The sequence below is a fragment of the Rhodophyticola sp. genome (assembly GCF_965284195.1).
Classification (GTDB): Bacteria; Pseudomonadota; Alphaproteobacteria; order Rhodobacterales; family Rhodobacteraceae; genus Rhodophyticola.
In genome coordinates this window covers 3206234-3231840 of the sequence record NZ_CBDIRM010000001.1, presented here as the reverse complement: position 1 = coordinate 3231840, position 25607 = coordinate 3206234, and the positions used below count along the sequence as shown (strand labels likewise).

Here is a 25607-nt window from a genome sequence, read left to right as displayed (position 1 = left end):
GGGATGACCGGCCCGCTGAGCCAGACAAGCTAAGCAAACGCCACGGTCGCCTTCAGCGGTTCGTGGCGTTTGACGTTTCAGGGGAGGACCCAGACCATGACCCGACCGATAACACCTGTGTTAGACACGGTTCAGTATCCCGCGGATCTGCGGCGCCTGAGCGACGCGGATCTTGCCCGATGCGCCGATGAGCTGCGGGCGGAGACGATCTCGGCGGTTTCCGAAACCGGGGGTCATCTGGGCTCCTCCCTTGGGGTGGTCGAGCTGACCGTCGCGATCCACGCGGTCTTCAACACGCCCTATGACAAGCTGATCTGGGATGTGGGTCATCAATGCTACCCGCACAAGATCGTCACCGGCCGCCGCCCGCGGATCCGCACGCTGCGCCAGAAGGGCGGCCTGTCCGGGTTCACCAAGCGCGCCGAGTCCGACTATGACCCGTTCGGCGCGGCGCATTCCTCCACCTCGATCTCGGCCGCACTCGGTTTCACCATGGCCCGCGAGCTGGGCGAGGCGACGGGCGATGCCATCGCGGTGATCGGCGACGGGTCGATTTCGGCGGGTATGGCCTATGAAGCGCTGAACAACGCCGGCTCCGAAGGGCGGCGCCTGTTCGTCATCCTGAACGACAACGAGATGAGCATCGCGCCCCCGGTCGGCGCCATGTCGAAATACCTGTCCGGGCTCTATGAAAACACGCCCCTTCATGCGCTGAAAGACATCGCGGACGGGGTCGCCCGCAATCTGCCCGCTCCGTTGCGGGCCGGGGCGGAACGGGCACGCGAACTGGTGACCGGCGCCCATGGCAGCGGCACGCTGTTCGAGCATATGGGGTTCGATTATATCGGCCCGATCGACGGTCACGACATGGATCAGCTGTTGCCGGTGCTCCGCGCGGCGAAGGCGCGCGCCACCGGGCCGGTTCTGATCCACTGCGTCACCGTGAAGGGCAAAGGCTACGCACCGGCGGAGGGCGCGGATGATTGCTATCACGGTGTCGCGAAATTCGACCCTGAAACCGGGGTTCAGGCAAAATCCAAGCCCAACGCTCCCAGCTACACCGCCGTTTTCGGCAGCACCTTGCTGGCCGAGGCGGAGCGGGACAGCCGCATCGTCGCCGTGACCGCGGCCATGCCCGGCGGCACCGGGCTCAACGTGATGCAAAAGGCGATGCCCGCGCGGGTGTTCGATGTGGGGATCGCGGAGCAGCACGCGGTGACCTTCTCGGCCGGGCTTGCGGCGGGCGGGCTGAAGCCCTTCTGCGCGATCTATTCCAGCTTCCTGCAAAGGGGCTACGACCAGATTGTGCATGATGTGGCGCTGCAAAACCTGCCGGTGCGGTTCTGCATCGACCGTGCGGGGCTGGTGGGGGCCGACGGGCCGACCCATGCGGGCGCGTTCGATATCGGGTATCTCGCCGCACTGCCGAACATGACCGTCATGGCCGCCGCGGATGAGGCCGAACTGGTGCACATGATGGCCACCATGGCCGCTCATGACGACGGGCCGATCGCGCTGCGCTATCCGCGCGGCGAAGGGGTTGGTGTCGCACGTCCCGAGCGTGGCGATGTGCTGGAAATCGGCAAGGGCCGTATCGTGAAAACAGGCTCTAACCTGGCAATTCTGTCCTTTGGTGCGCATCTGTCCGAGGTTTTGGACGCCGCCGCGGAGCTTGAGGCGAGGGGCATCTCCGTCACCGTTGCGGATGCCCGTTTCGCCAAACCGCTCGACACCGGTCTGATCGACAGGCTGGCCGAGGAGCATCAGGCGCTGATCACGGTGGAACAGGGTGCTGTCGGCGGGTTCGGGGCGATGGTCCTGCACCATCTGGCGGCATCCGGGCGGCTTGACCGGGGTCTGGCGATCCGTACGCTCACGCTTCCCGACACGTTCATCGACCAGGCCAGCCCGGCGGATATGTATGCCGAAGCGGGGTTGACCGCGGGCGATATTGCAAGGGCCGGATTGTCGGCGCTGGGTGTCGCGACCGCCGATTTCGAAACGAAAAACCGCGCCTGATCGGGCGCGGTATCCTGCATGCAGGCCCTGACGAAGGCGTCAGGCAGGGTGCATGTCGCCAAAAATGCTGGCCGCATGGTCCCGCAGGTAGATCTGCAACCAGGGGGTAAAGCTGCCCGGGGTCTTCACCACCTCCTGCGCCAGATCGTCCAGACCCTGCCAGATCGTGTCCATAACCTCGGCGGGATTTGGCAGAACCGGCACGGTCTCAGGCAGAGTGCCCACAAAGATATCCACAACTTCGTGCTCGATCATCCCGCCGCCTACATCGGCGCGATACTCGACCCGGTCGCGGAAGGTCAGCGGGATGGGCGGCAGCCCCAGTTCGTCGCCCAGACGGCGCTGCGCGCAATCCAAAGCGCTTTCGCCCCAATATGGGTGCGTGCAGCAGGTATTCGCCCACAGCCCCGGCGTATGATATTTTCCAAGCGCCCGGCGCTGCAACAGGGTCTTGTTGCCCCGCATCAGGAACACCGAAATCGCCTGATGTCGCAGCCCCTTCCTGTGAGCCTCCAGTTTTTCCACAGGGGTCAGAACGCCGTCGACCCAGGTTGGAATCATCTCTGTCATGCACGTGTCGCCGGTATAAGCCCTGTCAGATGCGCGATATTCTTGATGCCGATCTTGATATGCGCAAGGGGGCGCGCCTTGACCAGGGATTTGTTCATATAGGCCTCGAACGTAAGGCGCTGGACATCCACATCGTGGCAGAGCGATACGAAGCGTTCCCTGCGCTCGTCGGACTTGTAATAGGCATCCTGCATCGCGCCGAGGATCTTGAAGACGTTCTTGTGTTCGCGCATGAACAGTTTCCGCGCAAGCTGCAGGTCCTTGACCCGACCGCTGGCCAGACAGGCGGCCGCAGCCGTCGCCGCAACGCGTCCGCCAACCATCGCGTAGTAGATCCCCTCGCCCGAGGATGGCGCGACAACGCCGGCCGCGTCTCCGGCCAACACGACATCCTTGCCGTTGTCCCACCGGTCAAGCGGTTTCAGCGGGATCGGCGCGCCTTCCCGGCGGATCGTGGTGCAATCCGTCAGGCCCGAAGATTCACGCAGATCGGCGGTGGCCTTCTTCAGATCCACATCCTTGACCATGGAGCCCATGCCCACACTGGCCGATTTGCCATGCGGGAACACCCAGCCGTAGAAATCCGGGCTGATCCGGCCGTCATAGACCACGTCGCAGCGTTCCGGATCGTAGCTTCCCACCTTGCCCGGCGCCTCGATGATTTCGTGATAGGCGATCACATAGGGGATCTTGTCGCCGCCCGGCACCTCGGCGCGGGCAACGTTGGAGCGGGCGCCATCGGCCCCGATCACGAGCTTTGCCGCAACGCGGGTCTCTTCTTTCGTAGCCTTGTCGCGATAGATCACAACCGGGCCCTCTTCCTCCCGCTCGATCCGGGTGAAGGTGCCGGTAAGCCGCGTCGCGCCGGCCTCGACCGCCCTGACCCTGAGGAATTCGTCGAAATTCTCCCGGTCGACCATGCCGACATAGCCATTCTCGATCGGGATATCGACGCGGCGGTTGGTGGGTGAAATCATCCGCGCGGTGTTGATCTTGGCCACGATCTGCGCGTCCGGAATATGGAAATCCGCGATCAGCCTCGGTGGAACGGCCCCACCGCAGGGCTTGATCCGCCCCGCACGGTCCAGAAGCGCGACCCTGTGGCCGGACCGGGCAAGGTCTTCGGCGGCGGTTGCACCGGAGGGGCCACCCCCGACAACGACAACGTCATAGCGCATAGCTTATTCTCCCGGAACAAGGCCCCGCGGGGGCCGATAAGAGGGACGCCGATCCATCACATGGACGGCCATGAAGGCAGAGGCGATGTAAAGCAGTGCCTCGAACAGAAAGACGGTGCCGAAGGCGGACGGGTCCGACAGCACGATGCGCAAAAGATCCACCAGCGCGGCGCCGAGAAGCCCGCCGAACCCGGCCGCGATCGCCTGCGCCGCACCCCACAGGCCCATCCGCGTGCCTTCGCGCGCGCCCCGGCCTTCGCCGGCCAGCGCCATCATCGAGCCAATGGCGGCCACGGCGAACATTCCGTTGAAGAACCCCATCAGGATCACGGCCGGCAGAAGCGGCGCGGTCGGGCCGATCTGCCCCAGAACGGTGATCAGCCCAAGCGACGCGGCGGAGCCGATGCAGCCCGCGACCACCCAGGCCCGCAGCGATCCGAACCGCAGGGCGGTGCCGGCGATGCCAACCACGACCATGCCAAGGAAGACCCCGCCGTTCTGCGCCCCGGAGAGCGACGTGGACTGGCCCGGCGTATAGTTGAAAACCAGACCCGAATACGGCTCAAGGATCAGCTCCTGCATGAAATAGGCCGTCATGCTGAGGAAGACGAAAACGGTGAAATGGCGGGCCTTGGGCTCGGCCCAGATCTCCCTCATCCCGTCGATGAAGGGCATGGTGTCCATCTCGCGCCGGGATACGACCGAGGCTTCGATGCCCCAGACCGCCAGACATGTGATCACAAATGCCCCGCCGGTCACCACGGCCACGACCTGCATCAGGCGAAGCGGCGTGTAGGGGTCGAGGAACTGGCCGGAGATGCCCGCCGTCATCGCGATGCCGAAGATCATCATCAACCATGTGATCGTGGCCGCGGCCGGTCGGCGGCGTTCGGCGGTTGCCGTCGCGAGCAGCGCAAGGAGAGATGTGCCGGAGGCGCCGACACCGACACCGATGGCTGCATAGGCCAGAACCGAGATGGCCAGCCCGACTGCGAAAGAGCTTTCCATCGCGACGACGCCATAGGCGGCGGAAAACCCGCCCAGCGCCAGGACCGCCATACCCCCGATAATCCAGCGGGTGCGGTGCCCGCCGGTGTCGGATCGGTAGCCCCATTGCGGGCGCGTGATCTGGATCCCGTAATGCAGCCCGACCAGAAGCCCGGGCAGGACGGCGGGCAGCGCCAGCTCCACCACCATCAGCCGGTTCAGCGTGGAGGTGGTCAGCACCACGATGGCGCCAAGCGCCATCTGCACAAGACCCATCCGCACGATCTGAAACCAGCTGAGTGTCATGGCCAGGTCTCCAGCGTGCGGATGGCGAAGGCGGTCACCATCATGCCGGAGACGTAAAGCGTGACACCGGTTCCGTTGTACCAGGGCGCCCTGGCCTTCGGATCGCTCAGCAGGACGGTCATTGCCCAGACCTGCAGCGCCAGCGACAGGCCGACGGCGAGAGCGTGCCATTCGCGCCCCCAATAGAGCAAGAGCCCGATCACGATCACCTGCGGGATCGCCATGATCCAGCAGGCCAGCCGCGCCGCGCGCTCCGGCCCCAAGGTGACGGGCAGGGAGTTCACGCCCATCTGCCGGTCTCCCTCCAGCGCCTTGAAGTCGTTGAGCGTCATGATGCCATGGGCGCCGATGCCATAAAGCAGCGCCACGATGATCACCGGCCAAGACGGGGCGCCCGCAGCCAAAACCGCCGCGCCCGTGAACCAGGGAAGCGATTCATAGGAAAGGCCAACCAGCCCCGGCCCCCACCAGCCCGATTTCTTCAGGCGCACCGGCTCGGCCGAATAGGCCCAGGCGGCGATGACCGCCACGATGGTTGCGCCAAAACCCCACGGGCCCAGGAACCAGCCGATGCCGATGGCGAGGACCGACATCGCCAGAGCGATCCACAGACCCCAACGCCCCGGTATGCGCCCCGACGGGATCGGACGGTTCGGCTCGTTGATCGCATCGACATGGCGGTCGCACCAGTCATTGGCGGCCTGGCTCATTCCGCAAACGATCGGCCCGGCCAGCAGCACCCCCAGAAACAGCACGAACCAGTGGCCCGAGGGCGCGACGCCCGCCGAGACCGCGCCGCAAAGATACGCCCACATCGGCGGGAACCATGTGATCGGTTTCAGCAATGTCAGGGCAGCAGCGGGTTCGGGCCAGCGCCGGACAGGGCTGCTTGGGGTGAGGTCGGTCGTTACACTCATGAGTGTAAGTTTAAGCTGACACTTTGCGACTCGGCAAGTGTAAACTCGGCTAGACGACCGGCCTCAGCCGTGACCGATTGCCTTGGCATCGGTGCAGGCATGGGCGGCGCATTCCATCTCCAGCATCACGTGGGAAATGGCGAAATCCTGACGCAGCCGGGCCTTGATCTGCGCCTTGATCGCATCGGCCCGGTCCCAGCATCCGGGGTACAGCGCGATATGGGCCTGAAGCGCCGCTTCGTGTTCCTGCATCTGCCACAGATGGGCGTGATGAACATCCGCAACGCCGTCGATCTCATCGATCGCGTTCAGAACGGCTCTGGTCTGCAATGCGGGCGGACTGCCCAGCATCAGGATGCGGATCACGCCGCCGATCTCCGCGAACGACATCCACAGAATGTAGCCCGCAATGATCAGGGTCACGATCGGATCCACGATGTTCCAGCCGAACAGCAGGATCGCGGTTCCCGCTATGATGACCCCGACCGAGCCCGCCGCATCCGCAAGATTGTGCAGGAACGCGGCGCGGATATTCTGGCTGTCCTTCGACATCGCATAGGTCAGCGCAGCGGTGGCAAGATCGATCACCAGCGCCACGGCCGCGATGATCACCACGGTCCAGCCGGCCACCTCCTGCGGGTCGAACAACCGCATCACGGCTTCATAGGCGAGATAGATCCCCAAGAGGATCAGCGTGGTGTAATTGATCAGGGCGGCCACCGTTTCGGCCCTGCCATAGCCGAACGTCATGTCGGCATCGGCCGGGCGCCGGGCGATGCGCCGCGCCACGAAGGCGATGATCAACGCCATCGCATCCGACAGATTGTGCAGCGCATCCGCGATCAGTGCCAGGGAGCCGGACAGAACACCGCCAATCACCTGCACCACCGTCAGGCCGATATTGACACCTACCGCAAGGGCAAGGCGCCAGTCGCCAACGGACGGATCGGCATGATGATGGTGGTGATGGGCGTGGTCATGAGGCATGGGAGGAAGATACTGCCCCCGATACCTGAATACCAGATCGCCACGCTAGCCGTCGTTTTTCGCCAACAGCCCGTATTTTCTCAATTTTACATAGAGAGATTGCCGCGAAAGGCCCAGCATCTCGGCCGCGGCCACGCGATTGTTATCGGTCAGTTCAACGGCGGTTTCGATGCACATCTTCTCCACGACATCCGTCGTCGCGGCGACGATATCCTTCAGCGGCGCCGAACCGACCAGATCCATCACATTGCGCATCGCCTCATCGGTCATCGGCGCGCCGCCGGGCACGGCGGAAACCGGCTCCCGCACGATCTCCATCCGCGACGTATCCCGGATCACGAAGGCGAACCCGCCGTTTCCGGGCATATGCGTGGCCGAGATCTCGACCGAAAGCTGCGAGCCATAGGCGCCCTCCAGCCGGGTGGCATAGATCCGCATCCGGCCGGTGCGGGCGGCATTGTCCAGCATGACCTTCAGATCGACGCTGCCGCGGCTCAGGAAATCGCCAAGCGACTTGCCGCGAATTTCAGAAAGCTGCCCGGAATCGCACAGCCCCAGAAAGCTGTCATTGCAGGACCGGATCGCCCCCAGCGGATCGGTGAACACCACCGCATCCGCCCCGTCGCGATAAAGCACCGCCAGAGACTGCGACACCTCCGCGGCCACGGTTTCGGCGCTTGCGGCGGCTTCGATACGGCAAAGCAGCGTCTTGTCCCCGGCCGCGCGAAACAGGACCGGGTCGATCGCGACCTCCTTCTGGCCGCGCTTGGTTTCCGCGGTGACGGGGCCGCTGCCTTCGTCCCCGGCGGTCGCGATCAGGCTCTCGACGAACTCGCCCCGGCGCCGGCCCTCGAATTCCTGGGTGAAGGAGCTTCCGGTCAGGGTCTCCGCATCCGCCCCGAGGATCTGCGAGGCGGCGGTATTCAGGTCCATGATCCGCCCGGTCGTCACATCGACCAGAATCAGCGCATCGCGCGCCGCCTCCATGATGACGCGGTAGCGCGTCTCGTAATCCCGGTGGGTCTCGTAATCCTTCTCAAGCGCAAGCTGCGCCTTCACAAGGCGGTGCTGCAACTCCGCGATCGGCCTGAGATCACGGCCCAGCATCAGGATGATGTCATCCTGCCCGGTCTTGTGCAGCGTATAGCGGATCGGGAATTCCCAATTCGCATTGTCGTAATGATTCACCTCGATCGCATCGACGGTGTCTTTCTTGCCGTCGCGATAGGCGTCCAGCCGGGTTTCCAGCTTCACCAGACTGTCTTCGGCGGTGAAATCGCGGATGTTGCGATCCTTCCAGTGGTCCAGACGGCCCAAGGTGGGGTTCAGGGGGTTGACCACGACGGACCGCACGATGCCCGATGTATCCAGTACAATCGCAAGGTCGGCGGCGGTGGCCACGATATCGTTGAAATGCTCTGGCGCGATTGGTGGCGCAGCCGGCTCATCCCAGAAATCTGATCCGCGTGTATTCATGACGGCTTTCGCCTTTTTATAACGTGTCGTCGTTCAGTTAGCGGTCGTCCGTTCCAGAAGAGAGTCTTGAGATATGGTCAAACCGCAGAGCTTCAAGGCGGCTTGCGCGTCCGGTGCGGAATAGTCGGCACCGGTTAATGCAACGATATCAAGTTTCTGGTCCACGACGCTTCCGCCCACGACCACTTTCACTTTGCGCGGCACGCGAGCCCGGATGCTATCGACCAGTTCCTTAACGGATGCAAGGGTTCTTCGGCTGGAGGCTGTCGCCCCCACCATCGCATATCTGCGCGCAAGAACCCGGTCGCTGATCTGACGCGGGTGCTGCGAGACAGAAATGTCGACTTCATATCCCAGACGCCGAAACCGGTCTGCGGCGACGAACAGGCCCAGGGTATGATGTTCGGGCCTTGGCACCACCAGCAAAACGGTGCCCAGGCTGTCGTGTCGCTTCACCTGGTCTTTCGCGGCCAGCGCGCGCACAGTTTCCTGCAGGCGGGCGGCCGCAATCGACACCTCGGAGAAGCTCAGCGTGTCATTGGCCCAATGAATGCCCAGAAGCCGTGCGGTCTCGGGGATGATATGCGCGATGATATCGCGTGGCGCGATACCCTCCTGACGGATCCGCAGGATCGTGTCGTGGCGCTCGTCTTCATCGGGGGAGGTATAGGCGTCGCACAGCGCTTCGAGATGCTGCTGAACGCCAGCCGGTCGAGGGGTCGCCTTGGAGGCCAGAACCGATAACGCCCGCGCGGCCAGCATCTTCACCTCTGCATCCTGCATGGTGCTGCCTGGCCGAACGGAGAGTTTGCTGTATTGAGTCATCGGATCACCCCTCCCCGAGAGATGTCCGGCCATAGAAAGAAACGCGGTGCCGGACCGTCCGGGAAGTCTTTCGCCAGACAGTCTCTATGACTTCGCCAAATCTGTCAAAGGAAATTGACAACTCGGGTTGCCCCTCCGTGCCGTCCGGGCGGATTGTGCCGCGGACCGCCTGAATTTCTTAGCAAAAATAGGGTCTTTTCCCTATTATAATCTCGGAAATAGAAGCATTCCGGGCGCCTCAAAATGTGTAAGTTTTAGTTGACACTTCCAATCTGACAACAGTAGCTTTCAAGGGGAGATCCAAGGAATCGTATCTGCATGTCATCTGAGACTCTGACGCATCCGCCATCGCGGCGGCTTTACACACCGGAGGAACGCGCCCGAAGGGACGCGACTGTCTGGACGACCGTGCAGGGGGTTCTGGCGCCGCTTCAGTTTCTGGCATTCCTGATTTCCCTGGTGCTCGTCGCGCGCTTCATGCTGAGCGGTTCGGGATACGAGGCCGCGACGATCTCGATCGTCGTCAAGACCGGCTTTCTCTTCGTCATCATGATAACCGGCGCGATCTGGGAAAAGGTGGTGTTCGGGCAGTATCTCTTTGCGCCGGCCTTCTTCTGGGAAGATGTCTTCAGCTTCGCCGTCATCGCACTGCACGCGGCCTATGTCTGGGCGTTGCTTGCGGGCCTGCCCCATGCCGAACAGATGTGGATCGCGCTGGCGGCCTATGCGGCCTATGTGATCAACGCGGGCCAGTTCCTGCTGAAGCTCCGCGCCGCGCGGCTGGAGGGGGACGCATGAACCGCCCCGCCACCATTCCCGCGCAGACCTGCCGCGACGCGCCGATCCTGAAACAGCGCGGACAGCGCGAGGTGTTCTGCGGCCTGACCGGCATCATCTGGCTGCACCGCAAGATGCAGGACGCATTCTTTCTGGTGGTCGGCAGCCGCACCTGCGCGCATCTGCTGCAATCCGCCGCGGGCGTGATGATATTCGCCGAGCCCCGCTTCGGCACCGCCATCCTTGAAGAGGGCGATCTGGCCGGCATGGCCGACGCCCATGACGAGCTTGACCGGGAGGTCGCCCGTCTGCTGGCCCGCCGCCCCGACATCCGGCAGCTTTTCCTTGTCGGGTCCTGCCCGTCCGAAGTCATCAAGCTGGATCTCGCCCGCGCCGCCGAGCGGCTGACCGTCGAACATGCGCCCCATGTCCGGGTGCTGAACTATTCCGGCTCCGGGATCGAAACCACCTTTACCCAGGGCGAAGATGCCTGCCTGGCCTCCATGGTTCCGGTGTTGCCCGCCACGCAGGCGCGCGAGCTGCTTCTGGTCGGCGCGCTGCCCGACGTGGTCGAGGATCAGGCCGTCAAGCTTCTGAGCGAGATGGGCATCGGCCCGATCCGCGTTTTGCCCGCGCCGCGCTCGGCCGAGATGCCCGGCATCGGCGAAAACGTGGTCTATGCGCTGCTGCAGCCGTTTCTGGGCGATACCGCCGCGGCGCTGGACCGTCGCGGCGCGCGGATGATCTCCGCCCCGTTCCCCTTCGGCGAAGAGGGCACAACGGCGTGGCTGCGCGCCATCGCCGATGAATTCGGCGTCGATGACGAAACCTTCGATCGCGTCACCGCCGCGCCGCGCGCCCGCGCGCGCAAGGCCGTGGCCGCCGCCGCGGAAACGCTCGCGGGCAAATCGATCTTCTTTTTTCCCGACAGCCAGCTGGAGATCCCGTTCGCCCGGTTCCTCATTCGCGAATGCGGGATGGAGGCGATCGAGATCGGCGCGCCCTATATCCACAAGGGCCTTGTCGGCCCGGACATGGATCTGATCCCGGCCGGTCCGACGATATCGGAAGGGCAGGATGTGGACCTGCAGCTTGATCGCTGCCGCGCCGCACGCCCGGATCTCACCGTCTGCGGTCTTGGCCTCGCGAACCCGCTCGAAGCCGAGGGTCTCACCACCAAATGGGCCATCGAGCTTGTCTTCACCCCGGTCCATTTCTACGAACAGGCCGGCGATCTGGCGGCCCTTTTCGCCCGCCCGCTGCGCCGCCGCGCCCTTCTGAAGCTGGAGGCCGCGGAATGAAACTGACTGTCTGGACATATGAAGGCCCGCCCCATGTGGGGGCGATGCGCGTCGCAACCGGCATGAAAGGCCTGCATTACGTGCTGCACGCGCCGCAGGGCGACACCTACGCGGATCTCCTCTTCACCATGATCGAACGGCGCGATCATCGCCCGCCGGTCACCTACACCACGTTCGAGGGGCGCGATCTGGGCGCCGACACCGCCGGCATCTTCAAGACCGCCTGCATGGACGCCTATGAGAGGTTCCGGCCGCAAGCGCTCATCGTCGGCGCTTCCTGCACGGCGGAGCTTATTCAGGACGATCCCGGCGGCCTTGCCGAAGCGATGGACATTCCGGTGCCGGTCATCGCGCTGGAGCTTCCGAGCTATCAGCGCAAGGAAGGCTTCGGCACGGACGAGACCTTCTATCAGATCGTCAAGGCCCTTGCCCGCCCGATGGCGCGCACGCCGGAAATCTCCTGCAACATCCTCGGTCCCGTCGCGCTGGGCTTCCGGCATCGCGACGATATCGAAGAGGTCAGATCCCTGCTCTGGGAAATGGGCATCGCCGTAAATGTCGTGGCCCCGCTGGGTGCCACGCCCGAACAGATCACGACCCTTGGACAGGCCCATTTCAACGTCATGCTCTATCCCGAGCATGCCGAGACCGCCTGCCGCCATCTGGAAAAGGTCTGCGACCAGCCCTACACGAAAACCGTGCCCCTGGGCGTGGGCGCGACCCATGATTTCGTGGCCGAGGTCGCGGCGCTCGCCGGGGTCGAACCCCGCAAGGATCTCTCCCGGCTGCGCCAGCCCTGGTGGTCCAAATCCGTCGACTCGACCTACCTGACGGGCAAACGCGTTTTCCTCTTCGGCGACGCCACGCATGTGAAGGCCGCCGCCCGGATCGCCCGCGACGAGATGGGCTTCGAGGTGGTGGGGATGGGCTGCTACAACCGGGAGTTTGCGCGCGACATCCGCGCGCTTGCGAAGGATTACGGGCTCACCGCACTGATCACGGACGATTATCTCGAGGTGGAAAAGGCCATCGAGGAGGCGGCGCCCGAAATGATCCTCGGCACCCAGATGGAGCGCCATATCGGCAAACGCCTCGGTATTCCCTGCGCCGTCATTTCCGCGCCCGTCCATGTGCAGGATTTCCCCGCCCGCTATTCGCCGCAGATGGGCTGGGAAGGCGCGAATGTGATCTTCGACACCTGGATCCATCCGCTGGTGATGGGTCTAGAAGAGCACCTGCTGCATATGTTCCGCGAGGATTTCGAGTTCCACGACGAAGCGGGCCCGAGCCATCACGGGGGCCATGCGCCGAAGCCCGTGGCCGAGCCCGGTGCATCGGTCGCCGAAACCGCCCGCCCCGCTCAGGACGCGCAGGACGATGCCGCGCCCGGATCAACCGGCGGCGACGTGATGGTCTGGCTGGAAGACGCCGAGAAGGAGCTGAAGAAGATCCCGTTCTTCGTGCGCGGCAAGGCGCGGCGCAATACCGAGAAATTCGCCGCCGAACAGGGCGTGACGGAAATCAGCATCGACACACTCTACGAGGCAAAGGCCCATTATGCGCGATAGCGGCCACATCCCCGGCTACCGCGTCGTCATCGTGACGCTGGACAGCCACGCCGCCGGGCCCGCCGCCCGGGTTTCAGAGCGTCTGGCCGATGAGTTCCCGGGCCTCTCGGTCTCCGTCCATGCCTCCGCGGAATGGGCCGAGAACCCGGATGCGCTGGAAATGGCCAAGGATGCCGTGCGCCACGGCGATCTGATCGTCGCGAACCTTCTGTTCATCGAGGAGCATATCCAGGCGATCCTGCCCGACCTCGAAGCCCGCCGCGACGCCTGCGACGCGATGATCGGGCTGATCTCCGCCTCCGAGGTCGTAAGCCTCACCCGCATGGGTGAGCTGGACATGCGCAAGCCCAGCAGCGGGCCGATGAAGCTTCTGAAAAAGCTGCGCGGCTCGGCGAAACCTTCTGCCTCGTCCGGCGAAAAGCAGATGAAGATGCTCCGCCGGCTTCCGAAGATCCTGAAATACATCCCCGGCAAGGCGCAGGATCTCCGCGCCTGGTTCCTGTCGATGCAATACTGGCTGGGCGGGTCCGACGACAATGTCGAACAGATGGTCCGCTTCCTTGTGGGCCGCTATGCCAGCGACACCGCTTTCAAGGGCGCCGAGGCCGCCGCGCCCATCGATTATCCCGATGTCGGGCTGTACCACCCGGACCTGCCGGGCCACCACATCACCACCGATGCCGCCGATCTGCCGCAGCCCGCGGCTCCGGTCGCCACCGTCGGCCTGCTGATGATGCGCAGCTACATCCTAGCCTCCGACACCGCCCATTACGATGGTGTGATCCGGCAGATGCAGGCGGCCGGTCTGGCCGTGATCCCGGCCTTCGCCGGCGGGCTCGACGGTCGTCCCGCGATCGCGGATTACTTCGCCGGCGGCCGGATCGACGCGCTGGTCTCCCTGACCGGGTTCAGCCTGATCGGCGGCCCGGCCTATAACGACAGCGACGCCGCCGTTGCGGTCCTCAAGGATCTCGACGTGCCCTATGTCGCGGCCCATCCGATCGAGTTTCAGACCCTTGGCCAGTGGGGCTCGTCCGAGGGCGGTCTCGGCCCGGTGGAGACCACGATGCTCATCGCGCTTCCCGAGATCGACGGGGCGACCTGCCCCACGGTCTTCGGCGGGCGCCACGGGGCAGACGGCTGCCACGGCTGCAACTACAACTGCCCGAACAAGGACAATCACAAGGCCATGTCGCCCTGTCTCGAACGGATCGAGGCGCTGACCGCAAAGGTCCGCAAGCTGGCGATCCTGCGGCGCTCCGATGTGACCGAGCGCAAGCTCGGGATCGTCCTGTTCGGCTTTCCGCCCAATGCCGGGGCCATCGGCACGGCCGCCTATCTCAGCGTCTTCGAGTCGCTCTACAACACGCTGCATGCGCTCAAGACCGAAGGCTATGACCTGGACCCGCCCGCCACGGTGGACGACTTGCGCCACGCGATCCTGCACGGCAATGCCGAGCGCTATGGCCAGCAGGCAAACGTCGCCGCGCGTATCCCCGCCGACGATATCGTCGCCCGCGAGCCCCATCTGGCCGAGCTTGAGGCCGTCTGGGGCCCGGCCCCGGGAAAACAGCAATCCGATGGCGGCGGCGTTTTCGTGCTGGGCGCGCAGTTCGGCAATGTCTTCGTCGGGGTTCAGCCGACCTTCGGCTATGAAGGCGACCCGATGCGGCTGCTCTTCGAGAAGGGTTTTGCCCCGACCCATGCCTTCTCCACCTTCTACCGCTACCTGCGGGAGGATTTCGGCGCCGATGTGCTCTTGCATTTCGGGATGCATGGCGCGCTGGAATTCATGCCGGGCCGTCAGGCGGGCCTGGGCGCGCGCGACTGGCCCGACCGGCTGATCGGGGACATGCCCAATGTCTATCTCTACGCCTCCAACAATCCGTCCGAGGCGACGCTGGCGAAACGCCGGTCCAACGCGGTGACGATCACGCACCTGACCCCGCCGCTGGCCGCAAGCGGTCTCTACAAGGGTCTGAGCGAACTGAAAGACAGCCTCACCCGCTGGCGTGGCCTGCCCCCCGACAGCCCCGAGCGGGAGGAACTGGCCGCCCTGATCGGCACGCAGGCCGAGGCCGTCGACATGGCCGACACCGATCCGGATACGCTGTGGCTGAAGCTTCTGGAGACCGAGGATGCGCTGATCCCCGACGGGCTGCATGTTCTGGGCCGCGCCATCGACGAGGCGGAGTTACAGGAACATCTGCGCGTGATGGCCGAAACAGACCCTGAAACGCGGGGCAGGGTCGAACACCTGCTGCGTCAGCAGACCGAGCTTCCGGCGCTGATGCGCGCGCTTGAGGCGCATTTCATCGAACCGGTTCCGGGCGGCGATCTGACCCGCTCGCCCGAGGTTCTGCCCACCGGCCGCAACATCCATGCCTTCGATCCGTTCCGCATGCCAACGGCCTTCGCCCTGCAGGACGGTGCGAAACAGGCCGACAGGCTGTTGCAGGCCGCCGGCACGCTTCCCCGTTCGGTGGCGCTGGTTCTGTGGGGATCCGACAATATCAAATCCGATGGCGGCCCGATCTCCCAGGCGCTGGCGCTGATGGGGGCGACCCCGCGCTTCGACGGATATGGCCGGCTCTCCGGTGCCGATCTCATCCCGCTGGAACAACTGGGCCGCCCGCGGATCGACGTGGTGATGACGCTTTCGGGCATTTTCCGCGATCTGCTGCCCCTGCAGACCCGGATGCTGGCCGAAGCCGCCTACAAGGCCGCCACGGCGGAGGAGCCGACGGAGCGGAACTTCGTGCGCGCCCACGCCCTCGACTACGCCGAGAAAATGGGGGTCGACATGGAAACGGCGGCCCTGCGCGTCTTCTCCAATGCCGAAGGCGCCTACGGCTCCAACGTCAACATCCTCGTCGACAGCAGCGCCTGGGACGGTGAGGATGAACTGGCCGATGCCTATGAGGCGCGCAAGAGCTTCGCCTATGGCCGCGACGGCAAGGCCAAGAAAAACGCAGGCCTCCTGCAATCGGCCCTCAAGGATGTCGATATCGCCTATCAGAACCTCGAATCCGTCGAGCTGGGCGTGACGACGGTCGATCATTACTTCGATACGCTGGGCGGCATCTCGCGCGCGGTCAAACGCGCCAAGGGTGTCGAAGCGCCGGTCTTCATCGGCGACCAGACCCGGGGCGAGGGCAAGGTCCGCACGCTTCAGGATCAGGTCGCGCTGGAAACCCGCTCCCGCTCGCTCAACCCGAAATGGTTCGAAGGTCTGCTGAAGCATGGCCATGAAGGCGTTCGCCAGATCGAGGCCCAGGTGACCAACACGCTTGGCTGGTCCGCCACCACCGGTCAGGTCGACCCTTGGGTCTATCAGCGCCTGTCCGAGACCTTCGTGCTCGATGAGGAGATGCGCCGCCGTCTGGCCGCGCTCAACCCGCAAGCCTCCGCGCGCATGGCCAACCGCCTGCTGGAGGCACATGAACGTGATTACTGGCAACCCGACGAGGCCACGCTTGCCGCCCTTCAGGCCGGGGCGGACGAGCTGGAAGACACGCTTGAAGGGCTCAACGTAGCCGCTGAATGACAGGAGAACCGACATGAGCCCACTGGATACCAAACACCCGCCCGCCGCGCGCGCCAATGCCCGCGAGCAAGAGGGTCTGAAGGCCCGTGGGCTGGCCAACCCGCCGATCCTGAAGAAGGGGGAGGATGGCGAGGGCTCGCTGCAGGTCCATCAGGACGAGACGCTGAAGATCGAAGGCGCCAAGGTCTTTGCCGTCTACGGCAAGGGCGGGATCGGCAAATCCACCACCTCGTCCAACCTGTCCGCCGCCTTCACCAAGCTTGGCAAGAAGGTGCTGCAGATCGGCTGCGACCCCAAGCATGACAGCACCTTCACCCTGACCGGCCATCTTCAGCCGACGGTGATCGACATCCTGAAGGACGTGGATTTCCATGCCGAGGAACTGCGCCCCGAGGATTTCGTGACCACCGGCTATAACGGCGTCATGTGCGTCGAGGCGGGCGGCCCGCCCGCGGGCACCGGATGCGGCGGCTATGTCGTGGGCCAGACGGTCAAGCTGCTGAAACAGCACCACATGCTGGAAGACACCGATGTGGTCATCTTCGATGTGCTGGGCGATGTGGTCTGCGGCGGTTTCGCCGCCCCGCTCCAGCATGCGGACCGCGCCGTGATCGTGACCGCGAATGATTTCGACAGCATTTACGCGATGAACCGGATCATTCAGGCCGTGGGCGCGAAATCCAAGAACTACAACGTGCGTCTCGCCGGCTGCATCGCCAACCGCTCGAAGGACACCGATGAGGTGGATCGCTATTGCGAGGTGGTCGGGTTCAACCGCATCGCGCACATGCCCGATATCGACGCCATCCGGCGGTCGCGGCTGAAGAAGAAGACCCTTTTCGAGATGCCCGACGATGAGGATATCGTGCTGGCCCGTGCCGAATACGTGCGGCTTGCCGATCTTCTCTTCAAGGGCACCGACCCGCTTGCCCCGGAGTCCCTGCCGGATCGTGAAATCTTCGAATTGCTCGGGTTTGATTGATGGCCGACTACGCCGCCACACGCGCACGGGTCGAGGATTATTTCGACCGCACGGCAACCCGGACATGGGAGCGTCTGACCTCTGACGCACCCGTTTCGGGTATCCGCCAGACCGTGCGCGAGGGCCGCGACCGGATGCGGGCGATCATGCTGGGCCAGTTGCCCGAGGATCTGGCCGGCAAGCGCGTGCTCGATGCAGGCTGCGGCGCAGGCCAGATGACGGCGGAGCTTGCGATGCGCGGCGCCGATGTCGTGGCGATCGACATCTCGCCGGAACTCGTGAAGATCGCGGAACGCCGCCTGTCCGACAATCTGGCGCCGCGCGTCACCTTTACCTCGGGCGATATGCTCTCCGAAAGCCTTGGCGCCTTCGACTACGTCATGGCGATGGACAGCATGATCTATTACGAGGCCGACGATCTGGGCCGGGCGCTGGCCGGGTTGTGCCCCCGGGTCGAGGGATCCGTGGTCTTCACGGTCGCACCGCGCACCACGCTTCTGATGGCGATGTGGGGGGTGGGCAAACTCTTCCCGCGGTCCGACCGCTCCCCCACCATGGTGCCGCACAAGCCGCGGCATCTGGCCCGGAAAACGTCTCTGCATGGCGCATCAGGCTCGATTTCCGAAGTCGAGCGTGTGTCCCGGGGCTTCTACATTTCCACCTGTCTGGAGTATGCCAGATGAGCATGCTGTCGCGCATATCCATCCGGTATCTGCCCTTTGCGGACGCAGCCAGCGACGGCCTGCCCATGGGCGAGCTTCTGCGGCTTTCGCTGTTTCAGGTTTCCGTCGGCATGGCTGGGGTTCTGCTTCTGGGCACGCTGAACCGCGTGATGATCGTGGAGCTTTCGGTGCCCGCCGTTCTGGTCGCGATCATGGTGGCGCTGCCGGTGCTGATCGCCCCGTTCCGCGCGCTTCTGGGGTTCAAGTCCGACAATTACCGCTCCTCGATCGGCTGGAAGCGCATCCCCTATCTCTGGTTCGGCTCCATCTGGCAGATGGGCGGGCTGGCGGTGATGCCTGCGGCGCTGCTCGTTCTGGGTGGCGATGTTGTTCACAATGTGCCCTTCGCCGGTGAGGTGCTTGCCGCGCTGGCCTTCCTGATGACCGGTCTGGGCATGCATATGACCCAGACCGCCGGTCTCGCGCTCGCCGCCGACCGCGCGTCGGAGGAGGCCCGCCCCCGCGTCGTGGCCCTTCTCTATGTGATGTTCCTGATTGGCATGGGCATCTCCGCCCTCGTGGTGGGCTGGTTCCTGCGCGATTTCACGCCGCTGAAGCTTATTCAGGTCGTCCAGTCCGCCGCCCTGATCACCCTGATCCTGAACCTCATCGCATTGTGGAAACAGGAACGCGTCCGCCCGATGACGAGGCAAGAGCGCGCCGCGCCGCGTCCCAGCTTCCGCGACGCCTGGGCCGATTATGCCAATGGCGGGACAGCCGGGCGGCTTCTGGTCGTGGTCTTTCTGGGCACCATGGCCTTCAACATGCAGGATGTCCTGCTGGAACCCTATGGCGGGGAGATCCTCGGCCTGTCGGTGTCCGCCACGACCCTGCTGACGGCCACCTGGGCCGCCGGTGCGCTGGTCGGGTTCGCGCTGGCCGCCAAATGGCTGGCGGGCGGCATCAATCCCTACCGGATGGCGGCGCGCGGCATTCTGGCCGGTGTCGCGGCGTTCTGCGCCGTGATCTTCGCAAACCCGATGGGCTCCGAAGTGCTGTTCTTTGCCGGTGCCTGCGGCATCGGCTTTGGCGGCGGTCTCTTCGCGGTGGCCACGCTGACCGCCGCGATGACGATGCCGGCGCAGGGCATGGCCGGGCGCGGTCTGGCGCTCGGGGCCTGGGGCGCGGCGCAGGCCACGGCGGCGGGCCTGTCCATCGCCATCGGCGGCGGGGTGCGCGATCTGGTCAATCAGGCCGCCATGTCCGGCAGTCTGGGCGAGGCGCTTGCCAATCCCGGCACCGGCTATTCGGTCGTCTATCACCTGGAAATTCTGTTGCTGTTCGCAACGCTCATCGCGCTTGGCCCGCTGGTGCGGACCATCACAACCACACAGACCGGCAGCGTCCGCAAGATCGGCCTTGCCGACATGCCCACTTAACCGACGGGTCACGAAGGAGACCAAACATGACAAGCACCTTTTTCGGAACGTTCGATCTGGCCAGCCTGTCGATCTGGCTGTTCTGGATCTTCTTCGCCCTCTTGATCTACTACCTGCAGACCGAGAACATGCGCGAAGGCTATCCGCTGGAAAACGATGACGGAACGCAATCGGCCAATCAGGGCCTGTTTCCCGTCCCCAGCCCGAAAACCTTCAAGCTGCCCCACAATCGGGGCGAGGTCACCGTGCCCGGGCCCGACCTGCAAGCGCGCGGAGAGGTGGCGCTGAAGCGGACGAACCCCGCCAATGGCTATCCGTTCGAGCCGACCGGCGACCCGATGCTGGACGGTGTCGGCCCCGCCTCCTGGGCGAAACGCCGCGACCTGCCCGAGCTTGACGGCCACGGCCACAGCAAGATCGTTCCCATGGGCGCGACCGAGGGCTATCGTGTTTCCGCCGGGCGCGACCCGCGCGGGTTGCCGGTGGAGGCCGGGGACGGAGAGATCGTGGGCGAGATCAGCGACATGTGGCTGGACGCGCCCGAACAGCTGGTCCGCTATCTGTCCATCGAACTTGATGCGGATCATGGCGGGGGCACCCGCCTCGTGCCAATCCATTACTGCAAGATCAAATCCGACCGGGTGAAGATCAACGCGATCTTCGGCAAGCATTTCGCGAATGTGCCGGTCACCAAATCCCCCAATCAGGTCACCCTTTTGGAGGAGGAGAAGATCTCGGCCTACTATGCCGGAGGCATTCTCTACGCCTCGCAAGAGCGGCTCGACCCCGCCATCTGAGGAGGAGAAACCGATGTCCCACGACGACTTTCAGACCGAGCCTGTCCGTGGATTACCCGAAAACCTGCCCGCGGGCGAAGAGATCCTGTGGCAGGGCCAGCCGGACTGGTGGGCCCTGGCGCGGGAATCACTCAGCCTGTACTGGGTGGCCGGCTATTTCGCCTTCCTCTTCGCCTGGCGCACCATCGCCGGCGCTGCGGGCGAAAGCTGGGCCGCCAGCGCCAATGCCGCGTCCTTCTTTCTGGTCCTTGGCGCCATCGTCTGCGCGCTGCTGGTGCTGATCGCCTATGTTCAGGCCAAATCGACCGTCTACACGCTGACCAATCGGCGCGTGGCGCTGCGGATCGGCGCGGCGCTCACGATGACGCTGAACCTGCCGTTCCGGCAGATCGCCAATGCGACGCTGGCCAAGCGGGCCAACGGAACCGGCACGATCGCGCTGGAGCTTCTGCCCGGCGATGTGACGCTGAGCTACATGATGACATGGCCCCATGTGCGGCCGTGGCGGATGAAGCAGACCGAACCGGCGCTGCGCTGCATTCCGGATGTGGAAAAGGTCGCCGCCCTTCTGGCCGATGCGGCGGAAACCGCCGTGGCCGAGCCCGTCATCTCGCGCATCCCCGCGCCGGATGCCGTGGCGGCAGAATAGGGGAGGGTCGGAAAGATGGCTCTGAGCCCCGAAGAAAGACTCGTCATCCGCGACAAGGAGATGATCCCCACGGTGCTGATCCGCGCGATGTTCGTGCTGTGCCTGTGTGTGCTGATCATCGTGGCCTATGCCACCGCGACCAATCGCCCGCTGGAGGCGCTGCCGCCCTCGCTTGAGGAACGGCCGGTGGCGCAGGAGCGGATGATCCGCCTGTTCGGCGAAATGGATGGCTCCGCCCGTGTACTCGACATGGACGGCAATGTGATCGCCACGCTGGCCGCCGATCAGGGCGGGTTTGTTGCGGGCGTATACCGGGTTCTGGAACGTGAACGGGGGGCCGTCGGGCTGACCGGTTCCGAACCCATACGACTGGTGCTCTTTTCAGACGGGCGCATCGGATTACGCGACGACTACACCGATTTCCGGGCCGAACTCATCGGTTTCGGGGCGGACAACACGCGGGTCTTCGCCCGCTTGCTGGAGGAATGACCAACATGGGACTGTTTACGAGAGAAACCGAAACGGCGCCTTGCCAGGTTGAGGTAAGCCACAAGTTCGACAGCCTGCACGCGCATATGAAATTTCTGAACGGCGCGGTGATCCATCCCGGGGACGAAGTGCTCGTCCACGGCGCTCCGATCATGGCGCCCTATGGCGAGGTCGTGATCGAGGACCGCATGGCCACGATCACCCGGGCCTCCAAGCTGGAACAGCTCTGGACCCGGATGACCGGCGATTTCGAGTTCATGGAACTCTGCGAATTTTCCTTCAGTGAGGAGGTCTCGGTATGAACGTCCAACGCACCCATTCCGCCGACGCCGCAACCGTCGAAGAAGCCCTGGCCGCCGACAACCACCAGGGCGTCGTCGACAGCGAGGGCGCCACCGCGCTGGCCATGCAGAACACGCTTCTGACCCCGCGCTTCTACACCACCGATTTCGACGAGATGGACGCCATCGACGTGACACCCGTGCGCGCCGACTGGGACAAGCTCATCGCCCAGATGAAATCGGACCCGAACAAGGGCCATTTCAAGAAGAACGAAGACTGGGACAGCGTCGACTGGGAGAATATGGAGCCGAGGCTGAAAGCCGAGTTCATCGACTTTCTGGTGTCTTCCTGTACCGCCGAGTTTTCGGGATGCGTCCTTTACAAGGAGATGAAGCGGCGCGGCAATAACGAGGATATCGTGACGCTGTTCCAGCTCATGGCGCGGGACGAGGCGCGCCATGCGGGCTTCATCAACGATGCGCTCCGCGAGGCGGGCATCGCCGTCAATCTGGGCTTTCTGACGCAGAAGAAGAAATACACCTATTTCCGGCCCAAGTTCATCTACTACGCCACCTACCTGTCGGAAAAGATCGGCTATGCCCGCTACATCACCATCTACCGGCATCTGGAGAAGCACCCGGAGCATCGGTTCCACCCGATCTTCAAGTGGTTCCGGGAGTGGTGCAACGACGAGTTCAGCCATGGCGAGGCCTTCGCGCTGCTGATGAAGACCGATCCGAAACTGACCAGCGGCGGCAACGTCCTGTGGATCAAGTTCTTCCTCACCGCGGTCTATTCCACCATGTATGTCCGCGATCATCAGCGCCCGGCCTTTCACGAGGCGCTGGGCGTTGATCCCGACTGGTACGGGCAGGAGGTCTTCCGCAAGACCTCCGCGATTTCCGAGCAGATCTTCCCGATCACGCTCGATATCGACCATCCGCGCTGGATGAAGGGTCTGAAGCGGCTGCAAAAGGCCAATGCCGATCTGGCGGCGGCCAAGCAGCGCGGCAGCCTGCTGGGTCGTATCGGGCCCAGCGCGCGCGCCGCGATGGCGTTTGTCTCCCTCTTCACCATTCCGGCCAAGAAACACGCCGTGCCGGACACCACGAGAATGGAGCCCGCCTACTGATGCTCGCCTCCCCCTGGATCGCGGCCCTTGTGGCACTGTTTCTCTGGTGGTTCTCCACCGGCGCGATCCTTGTGGCGGTGCGCCGCGCCGAACGGGAAGGCGGCAATGCCCGCCAATGGGTGGTTCTCATGAACCTCCCCTTTCTCGTCCTCGGGGCGGTCGGTTTTCTCGACACGCTGGGGAACACCTCCGTCGCGGGGGCCTATATCGGCTTTCTCTCGGCGCTTGCGCTCTGGGGCTGGGTGGAACTCACCTTCCTGACCGGCGTCATCACCGGCCCCTATCGCGGCTATGCCAGGGACGGTGCCCCGGAATGGGAACGCTTCGTGCGCGCCTGGGGCACGGTCGCCTATCACGAACTGCTGCTTCTCGGGCTGCTTCTGGCGATGGTCTTCGCCTCCTGGGGGGCCGAAAACCAGTTCGGCACCTGGACCTTCGCGATTCTCTTCGCGGCGCGCATCAGCGCCAAGCTGAACCTCTATCTCGGTGTGCGCAAAATCAATCTGGAGTTCATTCCCGAACACCTTACCCACCTGTCCAGCCATTTCCGCGTCGCGCGCATGAACGCGCTGTTCCCGGTGTCGATCACCGGGCTCAGCTTCGCGCTGGCTTGCTGGATGGAACGCCTCTGGGGGGCGCAAACCACGGGCGATATCGTGGGCTTTGCCCTGCTTGCCGCGCTGACCGCGCTGGCGCTCCTGGAGCACTGGTTCATGGTCCTGCCCCTGCCCGACGAAAAACTCTGGCGCTGGATGCTGCCAGACCCGACCCCGGGGCCCCGGCCCCGGGATACGACACCTAGCCAGACGATGAAGTGAGGATGCCCGATGAAATTTGACCAGCTGTTCCAAAATCAGCTCGACCAGTTGAAGGAAGAGGGCAACTACCGCATCTTCGCCGAGTTGCAGCGCAAGTGCGGCGCGTTTCCCAAGGTCGTCAATCATCACGAGGATGGCACGCGCGACGTGACCGTCTGGTGCTCCAACGACTATCTCGGCATGGGCCAGCACCCCAAGGTCGTGAACACGATGGTCGAGGCGGTGCAGAATTGCGGCACCGGCGCAGGCGGCACACGCAACATCTCGGGCAACGCCTATCATCACAAGCGGCTGGAGGCGGAACTGGCCGACCTCCATCAGAAGGAAGACGCGCTGCTCTTCACCTCCGGCTATGTCTCGAACTGGGCCGCGCTCTCCACGCTCGGGTCGCGCTTGCCCAATGCCGTGATTCTCAGCGACGAGCTGAACCACGCCTCGATGATCGAAGGCATTCGCCATGCGCGCTGCCAGAAGGCCATCTGGAAGCATAACGACCCCGAAGATCTCGACCGCAAGCTGGCGGCCCTGCCCGCCAACGCAACCAAGATCGTGGCCTTCGAATCCGTCTATTCGATGGATGGCGACATCGCCCCGATCAGGGAAATTCTCGATGTCTGCGACAAGCATGGCGCCATGTCCTATATCGATGAGGTGCATGCGGTGGGCATGTATGGCCCGCGCGGTGGCGGCGTTGCCGAACGTGAGGGCCTGATGGACCGGATCACGCTGATCGAAGGAACGCTCGGCAAGGCCTTCGGCGTGGTCGGTGGCTACATCACCGGCTCCCACGCGCTCTGCGATTTCATCCGCAGCTTTGCCAGCGGCTTCATTTTCACCACCGCGCTGCCGCCCGCCTGTGCCGCGGCCGCGACGGCGTCGATCCGGCATCTCAAGGAAAGCAGCATCGAAAGGGACATGCAGAAACGGCAGGTCAAACGCCTGCGGCAGCGTCTCGATGCCGAGGGCATTCCCCATGTGGACAACCCAAGCCATATCATCCCGGTGATGGTGAAGGATCCGGTCAAATGCCGGATGCTCAGCGATATCCTGATGGACCAGTTCGGGATCTACGTGCAGCCGATCAATTATCCGACCGTTCCCAAAGGCACCGAGCGGCTGCGCTTCACCCCCGGCCCGCTGCATACGGACGCCGATATCGACTATCTGGTCGAGGCGCTGAAAACGCTTTGGAAGCAATGCGCCATCGCCCATGCCGTGGCCTGAATCGGCGGGGTTCTGCGCTTGGGTTCCGTAACGTAAGCGCCTGAAACAGAGCCGTTATTTGCGTAAATCCGTCGCGTTTTCGTGATCGGAGCAAAAAAATGTGTGGTCTCTTCCCGGATTGCGTTAGGTATAGACCCGAACGTGAATATGGAAGGGAGTATACCTATGAACCGCACGATGATTCTCGCCGCGGCGGCAACACTTCTCACGGCACCCATGGCCTTCGCCGACAGCCACGCCGCCACGCCAAGCGGCGATGCAGAGGCGGGCGAGGCGGCGTTTCGTCAGTGCATCGCGTGCCACGTCGTCGTGGATGCGGAGGGCGAAACCCTTGCCGGGCGCAACGCCCGCACCGGTCCGAACCTCTACCGCATTTCCGGGCGGACCGCCGGCACGGTTGAGGATTTCCGGTATTCCGGCTCCATGGTCGAAGCCGGGGAGGCCGGTCTGGTCTGGGACGAGGAAACCTTCGTGGCCTATGTTCAGGATCCCACCGGCTTCCTGCGTGAGTTTCTCGACGAAAGCGGCGCACGCGGCTCGATGAGCTTCCGCGTCCGGTCCGAGGAAGACGCCGCGGATCTTTACGCCTATCTGGCGTCGCTGGCCCCGGCCGAGGAATAGATCCCTCCCGCCGACGGCGGAGGGCGAAACATGGTTAAAAAGGCGGCCCTCGGG

At 64.1% G+C, this 25607-nt stretch carries 23 protein-coding genes; 16 read left to right on the top strand and 7 right to left on the bottom strand.

What is annotated here, in order from left to right:
- Positions 1-96 precede the first annotated feature (96 nt).
- On the top strand, positions 97-2019 hold the full coding sequence (dxs, locus tag ACQ651_RS16190; protein WP_430449842.1) for a 1-deoxy-D-xylulose-5-phosphate synthase: 1923 nt from the start codon (positions 97-99) through the stop codon (positions 2017-2019).
- Between the two features lie 39 nt (positions 2020-2058).
- On the opposite strand, the gene idi is transcribed toward dxs, so the two are convergent.
- From idi to ACQ651_RS16155, 7 genes are all read right to left on the bottom strand, one after another.
- A complete protein-coding gene (gene idi, locus ACQ651_RS16185) occupies positions 2059-2589 on the bottom strand; it encodes an isopentenyl-diphosphate delta-isomerase (RefSeq protein ID WP_430449841.1) in 531 nt (176 codons plus the stop codon).
- Complete coding sequence (locus ACQ651_RS16180) at positions 2586-3767, bottom strand: geranylgeranyl diphosphate reductase (protein WP_227285614.1); 1182 nt, start codon at positions 3765-3767, stop codon at positions 2586-2588. The genes idi and ACQ651_RS16180 overlap by 4 nt, the downstream gene beginning before the upstream one ends.
- A gap of 3 nt (positions 3768-3770) precedes the next feature.
- Positions 3771-5060 (bottom strand): BCD family MFS transporter, encoded by a 1290-nt coding sequence (locus ACQ651_RS16175; protein WP_430449840.1) that lies wholly within the window; start codon positions 5058-5060, stop codon positions 3771-3773.
- On the bottom strand, positions 5057-5977 hold the full coding sequence (chlG, locus tag ACQ651_RS16170; protein WP_430449839.1) for a chlorophyll synthase ChlG: 921 nt from the start codon (positions 5975-5977) through the stop codon (positions 5057-5059). The genes ACQ651_RS16175 and chlG overlap by 4 nt, the downstream gene beginning before the upstream one ends.
- 63 nt (positions 5978-6040) lie before the next feature.
- A complete protein-coding gene (locus ACQ651_RS16165; protein ID WP_430449838.1) occupies positions 6041-6964 on the bottom strand; it encodes a cation diffusion facilitator family transporter in 924 nt (307 codons plus the stop codon).
- 45 nt (positions 6965-7009) lie between these two features.
- Positions 7010-8440, bottom strand: coding sequence for a transcriptional regulator PpsR (gene ppsR / locus ACQ651_RS16160; RefSeq protein ID WP_227285618.1), 1431 nt, complete (start codon positions 8438-8440; stop codon positions 7010-7012).
- A 33-nt stretch (positions 8441-8473) separates the two neighbouring features.
- Positions 8474-9265, bottom strand: coding sequence for a cobalamin B12-binding domain-containing protein (locus ACQ651_RS16155; RefSeq protein ID WP_430449837.1), 792 nt, complete (start codon positions 9263-9265; stop codon positions 8474-8476).
- A gap of 318 nt (positions 9266-9583) precedes the next feature.
- On the opposite strand from ACQ651_RS16155, the gene bchF reads away from it, so the two are divergent.
- The 15 genes from bchF (at position 9584) to ACQ651_RS16080 (ending at position 25553) form a co-directional block, all read left to right on the top strand.
- Positions 9584-10063 carry a 2-vinyl bacteriochlorophyllide hydratase gene (gene bchF / locus ACQ651_RS16150; RefSeq protein WP_227285620.1) on the top strand — a complete coding sequence of 160 codons (480 nt, stop codon included), beginning with the start codon at positions 9584-9586 and terminating at the stop codon, positions 10061-10063.
- A complete protein-coding gene (locus ACQ651_RS16145) occupies positions 10060-11343 on the top strand; it encodes a ferredoxin:protochlorophyllide reductase (ATP-dependent) subunit N (protein WP_227285621.1) in 1284 nt (427 codons plus the stop codon). Before bchF ends, ACQ651_RS16145 begins: the two co-directional genes overlap by 4 nt.
- Positions 11340-12911: a ferredoxin:protochlorophyllide reductase (ATP-dependent) subunit B gene (gene bchB, locus ACQ651_RS16140; protein WP_430449836.1), complete on the top strand. Its 1572-nt coding sequence runs from the start codon at positions 11340-11342 to the stop codon at positions 12909-12911. The genes ACQ651_RS16145 and bchB overlap by 4 nt, the downstream gene beginning before the upstream one ends.
- Complete coding sequence (locus ACQ651_RS16135; protein ID WP_430449835.1) at positions 12901-16458, top strand: magnesium chelatase subunit H; 3558 nt, start codon at positions 12901-12903, stop codon at positions 16456-16458. Before bchB ends, ACQ651_RS16135 begins: the two co-directional genes overlap by 11 nt.
- 13 nt (positions 16459-16471) lie before the next feature.
- Positions 16472-17440 (top strand): ferredoxin:protochlorophyllide reductase (ATP-dependent) iron-sulfur ATP-binding protein, encoded by a 969-nt coding sequence (gene bchL, locus ACQ651_RS16130; protein WP_121897558.1) that lies wholly within the window; start codon positions 16472-16474, stop codon positions 17438-17440.
- A complete protein-coding gene (gene bchM, locus ACQ651_RS16125; protein ID WP_430449834.1) occupies positions 17440-18123 on the top strand; it encodes a magnesium protoporphyrin IX methyltransferase in 684 nt (227 codons plus the stop codon). Before bchL ends, bchM begins: the two co-directional genes overlap by 1 nt.
- Positions 18120-19541, top strand: a complete 1422-nt coding sequence (locus tag ACQ651_RS16120) for a PucC family protein (protein ID WP_227285625.1) — start codon at positions 18120-18122, stop codon at positions 19539-19541. Before bchM ends, ACQ651_RS16120 begins: the two co-directional genes overlap by 4 nt.
- 26 nt (positions 19542-19567) lie before the next feature.
- Positions 19568-20338: a photosynthetic reaction center subunit H gene (gene puhA, locus ACQ651_RS16115; protein ID WP_227285626.1), complete on the top strand. Its 771-nt coding sequence runs from the start codon at positions 19568-19570 to the stop codon at positions 20336-20338.
- Positions 20339-20351: 13 nt separating this feature from the next.
- Entirely contained in the window at positions 20352-20987 is a 636-nt protein-coding gene (gene puhB, locus ACQ651_RS16110; protein WP_227285627.1) for a photosynthetic complex putative assembly protein PuhB, read from the top strand.
- Positions 20988-21002: 15 nt separating this feature from the next.
- Complete coding sequence (gene puhC, locus ACQ651_RS16105) at positions 21003-21476, top strand: photosynthetic complex assembly protein PuhC (RefSeq protein WP_227285628.1); 474 nt, start codon at positions 21003-21005, stop codon at positions 21474-21476.
- A gap of 5 nt (positions 21477-21481) precedes the next feature.
- Positions 21482-21778, top strand: a complete 297-nt coding sequence (locus ACQ651_RS16100) for a hypothetical protein (RefSeq protein ID WP_121897694.1) — start codon at positions 21482-21484, stop codon at positions 21776-21778.
- Complete coding sequence (gene acsF, locus ACQ651_RS16095) at positions 21775-22890, top strand: magnesium-protoporphyrin IX monomethyl ester (oxidative) cyclase (RefSeq protein WP_227285629.1); 1116 nt, start codon at positions 21775-21777, stop codon at positions 22888-22890. The genes ACQ651_RS16100 and acsF overlap by 4 nt, the downstream gene beginning before the upstream one ends.
- Complete coding sequence (gene puhE / locus ACQ651_RS16090; RefSeq protein WP_375551168.1) at positions 22890-23708, top strand: putative photosynthetic complex assembly protein PuhE; 819 nt, start codon at positions 22890-22892, stop codon at positions 23706-23708. Before acsF ends, puhE begins: the two co-directional genes overlap by 1 nt.
- Positions 23709-23717: 9 nt before the next feature.
- Entirely contained in the window at positions 23718-24932 is a 1215-nt protein-coding gene (gene hemA / locus ACQ651_RS16085; RefSeq protein ID WP_227285631.1) for a 5-aminolevulinate synthase, read from the top strand.
- Between the two features lie 165 nt (positions 24933-25097).
- A complete protein-coding gene (locus tag ACQ651_RS16080; protein ID WP_375551169.1) occupies positions 25098-25553 on the top strand; it encodes a c-type cytochrome in 456 nt (151 codons plus the stop codon).
- Positions 25554-25607: the final 54 nt, after the last annotated feature.